Source organism: Anaeromyxobacter diazotrophicus, assembly GCF_013340205.1.
Classification (GTDB): Bacteria; Myxococcota; Myxococcia; order Myxococcales; family Anaeromyxobacteraceae; genus Anaeromyxobacter_A; species Anaeromyxobacter_A diazotrophicus.
On sequence record NZ_BJTG01000006.1, the window covers coordinates 250576 to 263872 of the forward strand.

Consider the following 13297-nt stretch of genomic DNA (forward strand, 5'->3'; position numbering starts at 1 on the left):
GGGGCAGCCGCGGCTTGGCCGCCTCCGGACCCAGAGTAGTCGAGGTCTCGCGCGGAGCCCGACTGGACGAGCCGCGGTGAGACCGTCAACTGGCGGGCAGCGATTCGGGAGATCTGGCGATCATTGGCCGGGCGGGGCGCACTCCGGAACGCTCTCGCCGCCCTCGTGCGCGCAGCACGTTGAAGGGAAGGCGTGAGGTCCTCGCCGCGATCACCGCGTCGCGGATACGAGCGGGTGGCGGTTGTCGGTCGACTGCGCTCGTTCGATGCGCCGTTACATCGTGGCGCAAGGAACGCCGTGGGCGATCCGTAACAGGTACGTGCCGGGAGGAAAGACCGCCGAACCATCGCCAGCCCGCCTCGCCTGCCACGCAGCCCGGTAGCGGGCGACGAACGCCGCGAGCCGCATGAGTGTTTCGATGCGTTTCCACTTGTCGTGCGCTGCGACGCGAGGGTTCAGGTTCCGGCGAGGCTCCGCGCGGACGGGGCGGTTCCACGGCTTCTGGGCCAGCACTCTGGCGACACCGACGAACGTCCGCCGGGCGCCTTCTGTGGCGCGACGCGCGCGATGCTCGAGCGCGGCGAGCGCGGTGCTGACCTGTTCACGGAACGTCTCGTGGGAGTCGAACCCGGGTGGCGAGCTCAGCGCGAGCTCGGCCGCCGCGGGCATGGAGCCGGTTGCGCTGAAGAACGTGTCGGGACGCGGCGCGCGTAGGGGTGCCCCGCCGATGTGTTCCGGCCCCGACCAGAGGCCCGGCCAGTCTCGCCCGCGCCCCACGAGGCCAGCGGCGACCGGGTTCGCCAGCACGTACGCGGTCTTTTCGACGATGTCGGCTGGCGAGGTGAGGGCGACGGCGCTGTAGCTCGATGGTGCCCAGAAGGCTTCCCACCTGCCGAGGTGCGAGTTGATGGCGCGGGCTACGAGGGAGTCGAGGAACTGCTCGAACGCCGGGAGGCGAGCGAGAGGGTCGGTGAGGACGAGATGAAAGTGATTGGAGAGGACGCAGAACGCGTGGATCTGGACTCCGAAGCGCTCGGCGGCGACCGCCAGGACGTACAGGAAGATGGCGTTGATCGTGCGAGAAGGGCGGAGCAGGAACTGGCGCTGAGCGCATCGGCGGGTGACGAGATACGTCGTGCCGGGGAGAACCTGGCGAGGCGCCGTCATGAGCGGGGCGAGAGCAATGCGCGTGCCGATGCGAGAGCTGCGTCCTTGTGAATGAGTGCTGAGGATGGGCCGTTACTACCGTCCGAGTGGCGGACAGTGCGGGTGAATGGCGGAACTGTGGGTTGGGTTCAAGGGCGGCGGGCGCGCAGGGCGCGCCAGAGGATCGCGGCGAACGCGGGGTCCTGCATCAGGTAGCGGCGCCAGAGGCGGCGCGGCTCGCGGGCGAGGCGCCACAGCCACTCCAGCCCCGCGCGTGAGACCCAGCGCGGCGCGCGGCGCACCCGGCCGGCGGCGAAGTCGAGCGCGGCGCCGACGCCGACCGCGACCGCGGGCGCGAGGGCGGCGCGGTGGCGGTGGATCCACAGCTCCTGCTTGGGCGCGCCGAGCGCGACCAGCACGAGCTGCGGCCGCGCCGCGGCGAGCCTCGCGAGCGCGGCTGCGCTCTCGTCACCCGCCCCGTCGACCGTCAGTCGCGGCGCGTCGGCGCCGGCGACGACCAGCGCCGGGAAGCGCGCCCGGAGCCGCGCCGCTGCCTCGTCGGCGACGCCGGGGGCGCCGCCGAGCAGGTAGGTGCGCCAGCCGCGCGCGGCCGCGCGCTCGACGAGGGGCAGCAGGAGATCGGAGCCGGACACCTTCTCCGGGACGGGCGCCCCGAGGAGCCGGGACGCCCACACCACCGGCACGCCGTCCGCGAGCGACAGATCGGCCGCGGCGTAGGCGCGCGCGAGGTCGGGGACGCGCGAGGCCAGCACGACGTGGTCGACGTTGGGCGTGAAGACGGCCCCGCCGCGGCCCGCCTCCACCAGCGCCCCGATCCGGTCGAGCGCCTCGGCGGCGGTGACGCGGTCGACCGGGACCGCGCCCAGGACGAAGCGGGCGGTCACCGCGCCGCGAGGGCCGGCGCGAGCGCCGCCAGCAGGTGCTCGTGGACGAGGCCGTTGGAGGCCACGCAGTGCCCGGAGGCGACGGTGGCGGCGCCGGCGAGGTCGGTGAACCGGCCGCCCGCCTCCTCCACCAGCACCTTCATCGGCCCGAGGTCCCACAGCTGCACGCCGGCCTCGATCCACGCCTCGGCCCGGCCGGTGAGCACCATCGCGAATCCGGCCAGGTCGCCGTAGCAGCGGGTCCGGGCGCAGCTCGTGGCGAGCCGCTCCACCGGTCCGGCGAACGGCGGCGCGAGCAGCACGCGCGGCTCGCCGAGCTGGAGCGAGGCGTCCTCCCAGCGCACCACCCCCGAGACGCGCAGCGGCTCGGGCGCGCCGCCCCCCTTGGCGAGCCACGCCCCGCGCCCGCGCGCCGCGAAGTACACCTCGCCCGCCACCGGCAGCGCCATCGCGCCCACCACCACCTCGCCCTCGTGCTCGAGCGCCACGAGCGGGCCCCACAGCTCTTCGCCTCGCGTGAACCCTCGCGTGCCGTCGAGCGGATCGACGATCCAGCGCGTGGCCGCCGCGCCGGCGTGCGCCCCCGTCTCCTCGCCCAGCACCGCGTGATCGGGGAAGGCGGCCTTCACGATGGCGAGGATGGCCGCCTCCGACTCGCGGTCGGCGATCGTCACGGGCGAGCGGTCGGGCTTCAGGTCCACCCGGACGCCGCGGCGGAAGTGGGCGAGCGCCGCGGCGGCGGCGGCCTCCACGGCGCGGCGCGCGGTGGCGAGCGCGAGATCGAGGTCGAGCGTCGGCATGGGCTGAGCCTAGCGCAGGCGCGGGCGCCGGTCGCCCGCGGCCTCGCAAAAAAAAGAGCGGCCGCCCCGGAGGGCGGCCGCGCGTGCTGCCGGGAGATCTCGCCGGTCTACTTCTTGGGCCTCATGTCACCCGTCTCGAGGTACCGGGTGTGGAACGAGAACGCCTCCTTGAGCATGTGCGGCGACTGGAGGCCGGCGCTCGGGGACTTGCAGGAGCGCTTGAAGTAGTCCCACAGGATCGGCCGGTAGTCCGGGTGGGCGCACTTCTCGATGATCTCCTTCGCGCGCTGCTTCGGGCTCTTCCCGCGCAGGTCGGCGAAGCCGAACTCCGTCACGTAGCCCATCGTGTCGTGCTCGGTGTGGTCGATGTGCGTCGCGAAGGGGACGATGGCCGAGATCTTCCCGTCCTTGGCGGTCGAGGGGGACATGAAGATGGTGTAGGCGGAGTTGCGGGCGAAGTCGCCCGACCCGCCGATGCCGTTCTCGATGCCCTTGCCCACGATGTGGGTCGAGTTGACGTGGCCGTAGATGTCGGCCTCGACGAACCCGTTCATGGCGATGCAGCCGAGGCGGCGGATGACCTCGGGGCTGTTCGAGACGTCCTGCGGGCGCAGGATGATCTGCTTGCGGTAGCGGTCGATGTTCTTGTTGAACCGCTCCTGGCCCTCGGGCGAGACGGAGAAGGCGGTCGCGGAGGCGATGCGGAGCTTGCCCGAGTCGAGCAGGTCGAGCATGCCGTCCTGGATGACCTCGGTGTACGAGGTCATGTTCTCGAACTTGCCCTGGTTGAGGCCGACGAGCACCGCGTTGGCGATGTTGCCGACGCCCGACTGCAGCGGGGTGAGGCTGTTCGGGAGCCGGCCCGCCTTCACCTCGCCGTCGAGGAAGTCGAGGATGTGCTGCGCGATCTTCTTGTGGTCCTCGCCGGGCGCCTTGAAGGCGCCGTTGCGGTCGGGGAGCTTGGAGATGACGACGGCCGCCACCTTGGAGACGTCGATCGGCATCGACGGCGTGCCGATGCGGTCATCGGCCTTCATCACCGGGATGGCCTTGCGATCGCCGTGCTTGCCCGGGACGTTGAAGACGTCGTGCATCCCCTCGAGCCGCTCGTCCTGCCACTCGTTGACCTCGATGATGTACTTCTGCGCCATGTCGAGGTAGGCGGTGTTCATGCCGACGGACGAGCTGAAGACCAGTGAGCCGTCCTCGCGGATCTTCGCGACCTCGATGATGGCGAAGTCGATCTTGCCGTAGTAGCCGTACCGGACGAGGGTGCCGGCGTGGCTGAGGTGCATGTCCTGGTACTCGGCCGCGCCGGTGTTGATGCGCTCGCGCATCGTGGCGTCGCCGTTGTACGGGAAGCGGAACGCCACCGAGTCGGTGAGCGCCAGCGCCTGGTCGAGCTCGGGGCCGGTGGAGGCGCCGGTGAGGATGTTGAGGCGGAGCGGCTTGCCGCGGGTCTTGTCCTCCACGGCGCGCTGGGCGAGCGCGAGCGGGACCGCCTTCGGGTAGCCGGCGCCCGTGAAACCGCTCGTCGCGATGGTCGCGCCGGTCGAGATCATCGCGGCGGCCGCCTCGGCCGGCATGATCTTGTTCCACAGGGACTTGCAGAGAACTCGCGGATGCTCAGCCATCGTGACGGCCTCCTCGATGCTTGGAAAGGACGGGACTTCAGGGGCTTCGAGCCGGGTCAAACAGCAGCGCGGTGAAATGTCACAGTACCTCCATGACACACACGGTGTGAAGGGGGAATTCCCGTGATCGCGGTCAAGACGCGAGGTGTCGTTCGATCTCGCGCACGACCTCGGGGCCTGCCGCGTTGCGCCATGCGGCCGACGCCGAAGCCGCGGCCTCGTCCCGCCCAACCGCAGCGCCCGGCAGCGCGCCCTGCTGCTCGAGCCACTCGGCCGCGTTCTCGAGCGTCGCCTTCGAGAGCGACTCGCGCAGCGCGAGGCGGCCCGCGGCGTAGGCGGCGCGGCCGTGCTCCAGCGCGGCCTTCACCAGCGCGCGGCGATCGGCCGGCCCCTCGCCCGCCGGCGAGGCCAGGAGCACCTCGGCCGCCATGAGGTAGGCCTCGAGGTACGGGCGCAGGAGGTCGGCGAGGAACGCCAGCGTCTCCCGGTCCGGACCGGCGCGGAGCCGCTCGCCGTCCACCTCGAGCGCGCCGAGCCGCGCCAGGGCGACCACCGTCTCCGCGAACGTCTCCTCGAGCCGCGCGCCCACCCGGTACATGAACTCGAGCTTGAACAGGCGCGACAGCCAGTGCGTGCGCGCGAGCAGCTCGGCGCGGGTCGCGTCGCCGCCGCTCGCCCGCAGTGCGCCCGAGACCAGCGAGAGCGCCACGTACCGGTGCAGGACCGCGTTCTTGTGGTAGTCGAGCTGGGCGCGGCGCTCCTCCACCGCCTGGTAGATGACCTGGCCGGCGGCGCGCTCGACGCGGACGAGCCCCTCCTCCTCGAACCGCGCCACCGCGTCCGCGACCGGACCCGGCCGGCGCGGGTCGGCCTCGGCGTCGGCGAGGCCGCGCGCGAGCCGAGCCCCGTCGCGCGCCGCGACGGCGCGGAGCAGCGCCACCCGCCGGGCGAGCTCGTCGGCCGGGAGGCCGCGGCGCACGTGCGAGAGGAGCGCCGTCGCCAGGAGCCCGGAGGGCGTGACGGTGCTGGCGCGGTCGATCCCCCAGGCGATGCGGCTCGCGAGGCCCTGCACGAGCTGGCGCCGCGCCGCGCCCGCGTCCGCCGCGCCGGCGGCGAGGAGCCGCTCCCGGCCCTCCGGCCCGAGCCGCTCGGCGGCGAAGGCGCGCAAGGACACGGGCCGCTCGAACTGGACCGTGAGCCGGCCGTAGCGGCGGCCGAGCACCTTCCTGGCCTGGAGCAGCCCGCGGAAGCTCTCCCGGTCCTTCTCGCCGCCCGCCAGCTCGCGCGCGTAGCTCTTCGCCTCCATCAGCCGCTCGTAGTCGATGGCGACCGGGACGAACAGCACGTCGTCGGCGGCCTCCTCCAGCCAGGCGTCGACCTCCATCGAGACGAGCCCCGTCTTGGGGAAGAGCAGCTTGCCCGAGCGGCTGCGCCCGCCCTCCAGGTAGAACTCCTGCGGCACGCGCTGCCGGAGGAGGTGCTTCACGTAGGCGCGCAGGGTGGCGGTGTAGATGCGATCGCCTCGCATGCTGCGCCGGATGAAGAAGGCCCCGCCGCGCCGCGCCACCGCCCCGAACGGCCAGAACGAGAGGTTGAGGCCGGCGGCGATGTGCGGCGCGGTCATGCCGCGCTCGTAGAGCAGCCAGGACAGGACGAGGAAGTCGACGTAGCTCTTGTGGCTCGGGCAGAGCACGATGGGCGTCTCGCCGGCGGCGCGCTTCACGCGCGCCAGGCCCTCCTCGTCGACGTCGACCGCGTCGTACAGGCGCCCGAAGAGCCAGGCGAGGACGGGGCGCAGCAGCTCGACCAGCGCCGGCGCGTACCGGCTCGCGATCTCGTCGAGGTCGCGCTCGGCCTCGCGCTCCACCGCCGCGGGCGCGCGCCCGGTGCTGGCTGCCTCGGCCGCCAGCGCGGCCCGCAGCGCCCGGTCGCGCAGGACCTGCTCGCGGACGCGGCCGGGGCTCTTCAGCCGCGGGCCGACCACGGCCTCCACCGCCCGCGCCAGGTGGTGGTGGACGGCGCCGCGCACCTTGCGCCCCAGCACCGCGTCGCCCTCGGCGGCGCGCTCCGCCACGAACGCCGCCAGGTCGGAGGCGCGCCCGAGCCGCAGCACCGCGCGGCGGCGGTTGGCCGCGAAGCCGAGCGCGTTGGCGAGCCGGCTCGGCTGATCCGGGGTGCCGAACAGGATCTCCCCCAGCGTCGGCTTCAGCTTCTGCGGCCGGCGCGTCCACACGAGCAGCGCCGGGACGAGCTGGATGGGGCGGCCGAGCCGCCGCTGGAGCGCGACCAGCGCCGGGAACGGGTCCTCGCCGCGGGCGCCGCGCAGGAACACCAGCGAGGCGTCGCCGCCCTCGACGGCGGCCGCCAGCGCGGCCGGGCCTGACCGGACCCGAAACAGCCAGGAGAGGAAGCCGCCGAGGCCGAGCGCGGCGCGCAGCGGCGGCAGCCGGAGCTGCCGCAGGAGCCAGGCGAGATAGAGGAAGTTGAGCAGCCCGGCCGACCTCATCACGAAGACGAGGCTCCCCTGGCGCGCCAGGTCGGCGAGCTCGCGCCCGGCCTCGAGCGGCACCTGGACCGGCTTGAACCAGCGATCGAGGAGGCTGGCGCGGGCCGCGGGCCGTTCGGCGGCGAGCTGGGAGCTGGGCGGGTCGCGCACGCGTCGCATCCTACTCGGCGGCCTCGCCGAGTCGAGCCAGGCGCATGGTGCGGCGCGTCACGCGCGGCGCCGCGCGCGACGGGGCGCGGCGTCAGCCGCGCCGCTTCACGTGCCCCTCGCGATCGAGGTACCACGGCTCGACGAGCAGCGCCTCGACGGCGGGGCGGTGGCCCTTCACGTCGGCGCCGAGCTCCGCGAGCGCCTGCAGCACCTCGCCGCGGACGCGCGCGTTGTCCCGGTCCCGCTCGAGCAGCGCGAGGAGCGCCTCGCGCGTCCGCTCCGTCAGCGGCTGGCGCGCGAGGAGCCGCGCGGCGGAGATGCGGACGTCGTCCGCGAAGTCCTCGAGCAGCGGCAGCACCGCCTCCTCGAGCGAGGCCGCCGGCCCGGCGTGCTCGGTGAGGTCGCCGTGCTGCTCGGCCAGCCAGGAGAGGAGGACCAGCTTCTTCTCCGGGTCGCGCGTGTACTCGCCGCCGAGCCGCCGCAGGAGCTGGAGCGCGGTCTCGGCCACCTCCGCCGGCGAGGTGAGCGAGGTGAGCACCCGCAGCCCCCACGAGACGCCCGACTCCTGCGTCTCGAGGAACGCCTTCACCGGCGCGACGGCCTTCTCGCCGGCCTCGACCAGGATGAGGCGGACGTTCTCCTTCTCCTCGTCGTCGGTGATGCCCGGGTCGGCGCGGATGGTGAAGCGCTGGCACAGCACGCCCAGCGCCTCCGGCGTGCCGAGCTCGGCCAGCTGCTGGATGACCTTCTGGCGGTTCTCCGGCGGGCCGTACTTCTCCGTGACCTTCTGCGCCTGCTTGCGCAGGGCCCCGGGGCCGCTCTTGCGGCCGAAGATGTCGAGAAATCCCAAGGTGACGCCTCCCAGGCCTATCTACAACGAGATGCCGGCCCGCGGGTCGGCCTTGTAGAGCGCCTCGAGCGGCTTCACGGCCCGCTCGAGCGCCGGGGTGTGCTCCGGCAAGACGATGTTCACGGTGACGTACAGGTCGCCGCGGCTGTCGCCGCGCAGCGCCGGCAGGCCCTTGCCGCGCAGCCGGAGCTTCTTGCCGGTCTGCGAGCCGGCGGGCACGCGCAGGCGGACCGGGCCCTCGAAGGTGGGGAGCGTCACCTCGGCCCCGAGCGCCGCCTCCGGGACGGTCACCGGCAGGTCGAGGTACAGGTCCTTGCCCTCCCGGCGCACCCAGGGGTGGTGGCGCAGCTTGACACGCAGGTAGAGGTCCCCGTGGCGGCCGCCGTGGCGCCCCGGAGCGCCCTGGCCGGCGAGGCGGATGGTGGAGCCGTCGTCGACGCCCCGCGGGATCTTCACCCGGAGCGTCTTTCCGTCGAGGCGGACGTCGCGCTCGGCGCCCAGCACCGCGTCGCGCAGGTCGACCGTCAGCTCGGCCTCGGCGTGGGCGCCCTCCTGCGGGCCGACCGGCCGGCCGCGGCCGCGCCCGGCCCGGCCGCCGAACAGCTCCTCGAAGAGCGACCCGAAGTCGAAGTTGCCGTAGTCGCCGACCCGGACCTCCTGGAAGTCGCCGAAATCGGGCATGCCGCCGGCCGGAGCGCCCTGGCGCTTCCACTGCCGGTACTGCTCGGCCTTGCCGGGGTCGAACCCCGAGCGGAGCGAGTCGGCGCCGAACTCGTCGTAGAGCGCGCGCCGCTTCGGGTCGTTCAGCACCTCGGCGGCGGCGGTGACCTCCTTGAACTTCTCCTCGGCCGCCTTGTCGCCGGGGTTCACGTCCGGGTGGTACTTCCTGGCCAGCCGGCGATAGGCCTTCTTGAGCTCGTCGGCGGTGGCGGTGCGCGCCACCCCCAGCACGTCGTACAGGTCTCGCTCGGGCACGCCGGGAAGGTAACGCGGGGGGTGGCCAGGTCAAATTGCACGTCGCGTGCCGCCCGGGCCCGGCGGGTCCCCGCTCCGCAGGAGCCCGGCCGCGGGGGGGCGCGCCGCGCTCGCCCGGGCGGGGGCGCCCGACTACAATGTCGGGATGCTGCGAGCGCTCGCCGCCGCGGTGGCGCTCGCCGCCGGAACCGCCCCGCCGGCCCCGCCCGCGGGGCAGGAGGTGGAGCGCGTGGTGGCGGTCGTGCGCGGCCGCGCCGCCGGCGCGCCCCACGTGGTGACGCTCACCCGCCTCGAGGGCGAGACGCGCGTGGCGCTGGTCGCGCGGGGCGCGCTGCTCGCGGCGGAGGGGCCGCTCGACGTCGCCGCGCTGCGCGCCGGCCTCCAGGCGCTGGTGGACGAGCTGCTCCTCGGCGACGAGGCGGCGCGCCTTCAAGTCTTGGAGGTGGACGCGGCGGAGCAGCAGGCCGAGCTGGCGCGCTTCGCCGCCCGCTTCGCGAGCCCGGCGGCCTACCGGGAGTTCCTGCGCCGCTGCGACCTCGTGGAGGAGGAGGTCGGCGCCGCGCTGGCGCGGTCGCTCAGGGCCCGCCGCTACCTGGAGAGCCGCGTCGCGCGGGCCGGGCAGCTCTCCGACGCCGAGCTGACGGCCTGGCTCGACCAGCACGCGACCGCGCTCGGGACGCGCGATCGAGAGGTCGCCCGCGCCCAAGCCACCCGGGAGCGCATGGCGGAGGAGGCGCGGGCGCTCGTGCGCGAGGTGCGCGCGCGCGGCGAGGTGCGGCTCCTCGGCGAGCTGCCCGGGAGCGTCCTCGCGCCCGCCCCCACCCCGCTCCCCGCCCGCCAGGCGCGCCGCTGACCGCCATGCGCCGCCCCGTCGAGCCCGACCGCCCCGCCGCGCCGCTCGCCCCGGCGCCGTTCGCCTTCCGGCGCATGGCGCTCGACGACCTGGCGCGGGTGATGGAGATCGAGAAGGACGGGTTCGCCCACCCCTGGTCGGCCGACCTGCTCCGGCGGGAGATGGTGCACGACTGGTCGACGATCCTGCTCGCGACCGAGCTGCGCGACGGCCGGGCGGGCGTGGCGCGCGAGGCGATCCTCGGGTTCATCGTGTTCTGGCTCGTCCACGACGAGCTGCACGTGCTCAACATCGCGACCGCGCTCGAGGCCCGGCGGCGCGGCGTCGGGCGCGCGCTCATGGACGAGGCCGCGCAGCGGGCGCGGCGGGGCGGTGCGGTGCTGGCCACGCTCGAGGTGCGGCGCTCCAACGCCTCGGCCATCGCCCTCTACCGCGCCCTCGGCTACCGCCAGGTCGGGATCCGGCCCAACTACTACGCCGACGAGGGCGAGGACGCGATCGTGATGCTGTTGGATCTGTGAGCGCGCCGTCGTAGAACGCCGGGCATGCTGTGGCGCGCCCTCCGCTGGCTGCTCTTCCGCTTCGATCCGGAGACGATCCACCACCTGGCCGTGGTCGCGCTGCGCGCCCTCGGCTGGCGCCCCGTCGCGCGGCGGCTGCGGCGCCGCCCGCGCCCGGCGCTGGAGGTCGAGGCGCTCGGCCTGCGCTTCGCGCACCCGCTCGGCCTGGCGGCGGGGTTCGACAAGGGCGAGGTGGTGGCGCCGGGGCTCTTCGCGCTCGGCTTCTCGCACGTCGAGATCGGCACGCTCACCCCGCGGCCGCAGCCGGGCAACGACCGCCCCCGGCTGTTCCGGCTCCCGGAGCACCGCGCCCTCCTGAACCGCATGGGCTTCAACAACGGTGGGGCGGAGGCCTGCGCGGCCCGCCTGGCCCGGCTCGCGCCCGAGGACCGGCCGGGGGTGGTGGGCGTGAACGTCGGCCGCAACAAGGTGACGCCCAACGAGCGCGCCGAGGAGGACTACCTCGCCTGCATCGACCGGCTCCACCCCTTCGCCGATTACCTGGTGGTGAACATCTCCTCGCCCAACACCCCGGGCCTGCGGCAGCTCCAGGAGCGCGCGGCGCTGGAGCGGCTGCTCGGCGCGTGCGCGGCGCGGGCCCGCGCGCTCGCCACCCCGCGGCCGCTCCTCGTGAAGCTCGCCCCCGACCTGTCCGACGAGGCGCTCGACGAGGCGGTGGACGTGGCGCTCGCGGCCGGCGCCGCCGGGATCGTCGCGACCAACACGACCCTGCAGCGCCCGGGCGCCGTCGCCTCCCACCCGCGGGCCGGCGAGGCGGGCGGCCTCTCCGGCGCGCCGCTCGCGCCGCTCGCCCGGCGCGCGATCCGGCGCATCCACGCCCGGGCGGGGGCGCGCCTGCCGGTGGTGGGGGTGGGTGGCGTCATGACGGGCGCAGACGTCTACGATCGGGTCAGGTCCGGGGCGACCCTGGTTCAGGCTTATACGGGTTACATCTACGGCGGGCCCACGTTCGTGCGAGACGCGCTGCGCGACCTGGAGGCGCTGCTCCGCCGGGACGGATTCTCCCGACTTTCCGACGCGGTCGGCGCTGACGTCCGGGCGACCGGGCGCTGATTCACCCGGAAAGAGGCGTCCTACCGGCCGGATGGCCGCCCCTTTCCGTGTCCCGTACCCGGGGGCGGGAATCCAGGAGGGGGCTTTGCATGTACTCCAGGAGGAGGCCACTTCTGGATGCGTGCAGGGCAGGGGAGCAGGCATACACTGGCCCCTCCCGCTGGACGGGCATGACGCGATGCGCAATGATGGGGGTGTCAGGAACGCAGCGGGCGTGCCTGGCGAGGGATGCCTTCCAGAGGTGAGGTGAGGTCATGGCGGACAAGCACGGCAACATGAAGGTCCCGGAGTTCCTGCGCGAGCCGCTCGACGCGGCTCAGCTGCGCCTGGCCGAGTTCGAGGAGGAGGCGCAGCGCGTCTACTCCGAAGCCCAGCGCGTGCTGAAGGACCTGGTCGAGAAGGGGCGCGAGAGCCGCAAGGACGTGGCGGAGCTGGTGCAGCGGCTCTCGAAGCAGGACTGGAAAGGCGTGGACGAGCTCAAGGGGCGCGTCTCCAAGCTGCGCGACCAGGGCCTCTCGCGGGCCCACGAGCTGCGCGGCCGGGCCGAGAGCTTCCGCGCCGAGGCCATGGAGCGGCTCGAGGACCTGCAGACGAAGGCGGTCGCGTTCCTGGGCGTCGCCACCCGGTCCGAGGTCGAGGAGCTGTCGCGCGAGCTGGAGAAGCTCGCCAGCCGGCTCGAGAAGGGCGACAAGCCGGCCCGGCGCAAGTCGCCGAAGCGCCGCGCGGCGGGGGCCTAGCCATGACCGAGCTCCGCGAGAGGTTCAAGGTGGCCTGGTCGCAGGCGCTCGTCGGGCTTGACGCCGCCGAGCAAGAGGCCGAAAAGGTGCTCGCGAAGGTGGCCGACGCCACCGGGTTCGGCCCGGAGGACGTCCGCCGCCAGGCGCGCGACTTCACCGAGCGGCTGCAGACTCAGCGCCGCGAGATCGAGCGCACCATCGACGAGGCGGTGAAGCGCGCCGTGGGCCGCTTCAAGCTGCCCTCGCGCGACGAGATCGACGAGCTGCGCCGCCGGGTGGACGCCCTGTCGTCCCGCCTCGACGGCCTCGCCGCCGCCCGAGCCGCGCCGAAGGAGGATCAGCACGCGTGAGGAGACCGACCGTCAGGGGCTGCGCAGGGGCCTTCATCGCCGTCGCCGTGGGCGCCGCCGTCACCGCGGCGCCCGGGACGATGGGCGAGCTTCCGGTCCTGCCGCGCATCGAGACGTTCATCTCGTCCGCGTGCGGGGGCTCCTCGCCCTGCCCGACCCCTGACCGCCTGCGCTGGCTCGCCACCCTGGAGAAGACCCTCCAGGAGAAGATGCCCGGCCTCCCGGAGAGCGACCGGACGCGGCTCGCCGACGTCATCTACGAGGAGGCCAAGGCCGCCTCGCTCGACCCGCTCTTCGTCCTGGCGGTCATCGCGGTCGAGTCGGGGTACGACCACGTCGCCGAGAGCGAGCGCGGCGCGCGCGGCCTCATGCAGCTCCGGCCGGAGACGCTCCGCCACGAGGCGGCGCGCTCGCGCCTCGACGGCGAGGATCCTGACGATCCGGTGCTGAACGTCCGCGCCGGCGTGCGCTACTTCCGCCGGCTCGTGCGCGCCTTCGGCTCGACCGACCTCGCGCTCATGGCCTACAACGCCGGCCCGAACCGGATCCTGCGCTACCTGGAGGAGGACGGCGAGGTCCCGGATCGCTTCCTCGTCTACCCGCAGAAGGTGGCCGGTGAGCTGCAGCGGCTGAAGCGCCGCCCGCGGCCGCAGGTGGCCGCTCTCGGCGGCTGGCCGCGCCGCGCGCCCGAGGAGCCGGCGGCCGGCGCCGTCGCCCCCGAGGCGGCGCCGCAGGCCGCGCGCTAAGATCCGCCGGC

Annotated in this window: 13 protein-coding genes; 6 read left to right on the plus strand and 7 right to left on the minus strand. The window is 74.1% G+C overall.

The window, feature by feature from the left end; translation table 11 throughout:
* Positions 1 to 273: 273 nt before the first annotated feature.
* From HWY08_RS14055 to HWY08_RS14085, 7 genes are all read right to left on the minus strand, one after another.
* Positions 274 to 1167 carry a transposase gene (locus HWY08_RS14055; RefSeq protein ID WP_176066228.1) on the minus strand — a complete coding sequence of 298 codons (894 nt, stop codon included), beginning with the start codon at positions 1165 to 1167 and terminating at the stop codon, positions 274 to 276.
* Positions 1168 to 1295: 128 nt separating this feature from the next.
* Positions 1296 to 2051: a WecB/TagA/CpsF family glycosyltransferase gene (locus tag HWY08_RS14060; RefSeq protein ID WP_176066230.1), complete on the minus strand. Its 756-nt coding sequence runs from the start codon at positions 2049 to 2051 to the stop codon at positions 1296 to 1298.
* The gene (locus tag HWY08_RS14065) at positions 2048 to 2851 is read right to left on the minus strand and encodes an inositol monophosphatase family protein (RefSeq protein WP_176066233.1); all 804 of its coding nucleotides are present in this window, start codon (positions 2849 to 2851) and stop codon (positions 2048 to 2050) included. Before HWY08_RS14065 ends, HWY08_RS14060 begins: the two co-directional genes overlap by 4 nt.
* 107 nt (positions 2852 to 2958) lie before the next feature.
* Positions 2959 to 4485, minus strand: coding sequence for a succinyl-CoA:acetate CoA-transferase ScpC (gene scpC, locus HWY08_RS14070; RefSeq protein WP_176066235.1), 1527 nt, complete (start codon positions 4483 to 4485; stop codon positions 2959 to 2961).
* Between the two features lie 133 nt (positions 4486 to 4618).
* On the minus strand, positions 4619 to 7141 hold the full coding sequence (locus HWY08_RS14075; protein WP_235969635.1) for a 1-acyl-sn-glycerol-3-phosphate acyltransferase: 2523 nt from the start codon (positions 7139 to 7141) through the stop codon (positions 4619 to 4621).
* A 91-nt stretch (positions 7142 to 7232) separates the two neighbouring features.
* On the minus strand, positions 7233 to 7991 hold the full coding sequence (locus tag HWY08_RS14080) for a HEAT repeat domain-containing protein (RefSeq protein WP_176066238.1): 759 nt from the start codon (positions 7989 to 7991) through the stop codon (positions 7233 to 7235).
* A 21-nt stretch (positions 7992 to 8012) separates the two neighbouring features.
* On the minus strand, positions 8013 to 8966 hold the full coding sequence (locus tag HWY08_RS14085; RefSeq protein WP_176066240.1) for a DnaJ C-terminal domain-containing protein: 954 nt from the start codon (positions 8964 to 8966) through the stop codon (positions 8013 to 8015).
* A 145-nt stretch (positions 8967 to 9111) separates the two neighbouring features.
* Here HWY08_RS14085 and HWY08_RS14090 point away from each other — a divergent pair, with 145 nt between their 5' ends.
* From HWY08_RS14090 to HWY08_RS14115, 6 genes are all read left to right on the plus strand, one after another.
* Entirely contained in the window at positions 9112 to 9819 is a 708-nt protein-coding gene (locus HWY08_RS14090) for a hypothetical protein (protein ID WP_176066242.1), read from the plus strand.
* A gap of 5 nt (positions 9820 to 9824) precedes the next feature.
* Positions 9825 to 10340: a ribosomal protein S18-alanine N-acetyltransferase gene (gene rimI, locus HWY08_RS14095; protein ID WP_176066244.1), complete on the plus strand. Its 516-nt coding sequence runs from the start codon at positions 9825 to 9827 to the stop codon at positions 10338 to 10340.
* 24 nt (positions 10341 to 10364) lie between these two features.
* Complete coding sequence (locus HWY08_RS14100) at positions 10365 to 11453, plus strand: quinone-dependent dihydroorotate dehydrogenase (RefSeq protein ID WP_176066246.1); 1089 nt, start codon at positions 10365 to 10367, stop codon at positions 11451 to 11453.
* 254 nt (positions 11454 to 11707) lie between these two features.
* Positions 11708 to 12190 (plus strand): hypothetical protein, encoded by a 483-nt coding sequence (locus HWY08_RS14105; protein WP_176066248.1) that lies wholly within the window; start codon positions 11708 to 11710, stop codon positions 12188 to 12190.
* A 2-nt stretch (positions 12191 to 12192) separates the two neighbouring features.
* Positions 12193 to 12540 (plus strand): phasin family protein, encoded by a 348-nt coding sequence (locus HWY08_RS14110; protein WP_176066250.1) that lies wholly within the window; start codon positions 12193 to 12195, stop codon positions 12538 to 12540.
* Entirely contained in the window at positions 12537 to 13286 is a 750-nt protein-coding gene (locus tag HWY08_RS14115) for a lytic transglycosylase domain-containing protein (protein WP_235969636.1), read from the plus strand. The genes HWY08_RS14110 and HWY08_RS14115 overlap by 4 nt, the downstream gene beginning before the upstream one ends.
* The last annotated feature ends 11 nt before the right edge of the window (positions 13287 to 13297 follow it).

Coding starts and splice junctions, on each gene's coding strand:
- HWY08_RS14055 (WP_176066228.1), bottom strand. CDS start 1,167: ATGACGGCGCCTCGCCAGGTTCTCCCCGGCACGACGTATCTCGTCACC.
- HWY08_RS14065 (WP_176066233.1), bottom strand. CDS start 2,851: ATGCCGACGCTCGACCTCGATCTCGCGCTCGCCACCGCGCGCCGCGCC.
- scpC (WP_176066235.1), bottom strand. CDS start 4,485: ATGGCTGAGCATCCGCGAGTTCTCTGCAAGTCCCTGTGGAACAAGATC.
- HWY08_RS14090 (WP_176066242.1), top strand. CDS start 9,112: ATGCTGCGAGCGCTCGCCGCCGCGGTGGCGCTCGCCGCCGGAACCGCC.
- rimI (WP_176066244.1), top strand. CDS start 9,825: ATGCGCCGCCCCGTCGAGCCCGACCGCCCCGCCGCGCCGCTCGCCCCG.
- HWY08_RS14100 (WP_176066246.1), top strand. CDS start 10,365: ATGCTGTGGCGCGCCCTCCGCTGGCTGCTCTTCCGCTTCGATCCGGAG.
- HWY08_RS14105 (WP_176066248.1), top strand. CDS start 11,708: ATGGCGGACAAGCACGGCAACATGAAGGTCCCGGAGTTCCTGCGCGAG.
- HWY08_RS14110 (WP_176066250.1), top strand. CDS start 12,193: ATGACCGAGCTCCGCGAGAGGTTCAAGGTGGCCTGGTCGCAGGCGCTC.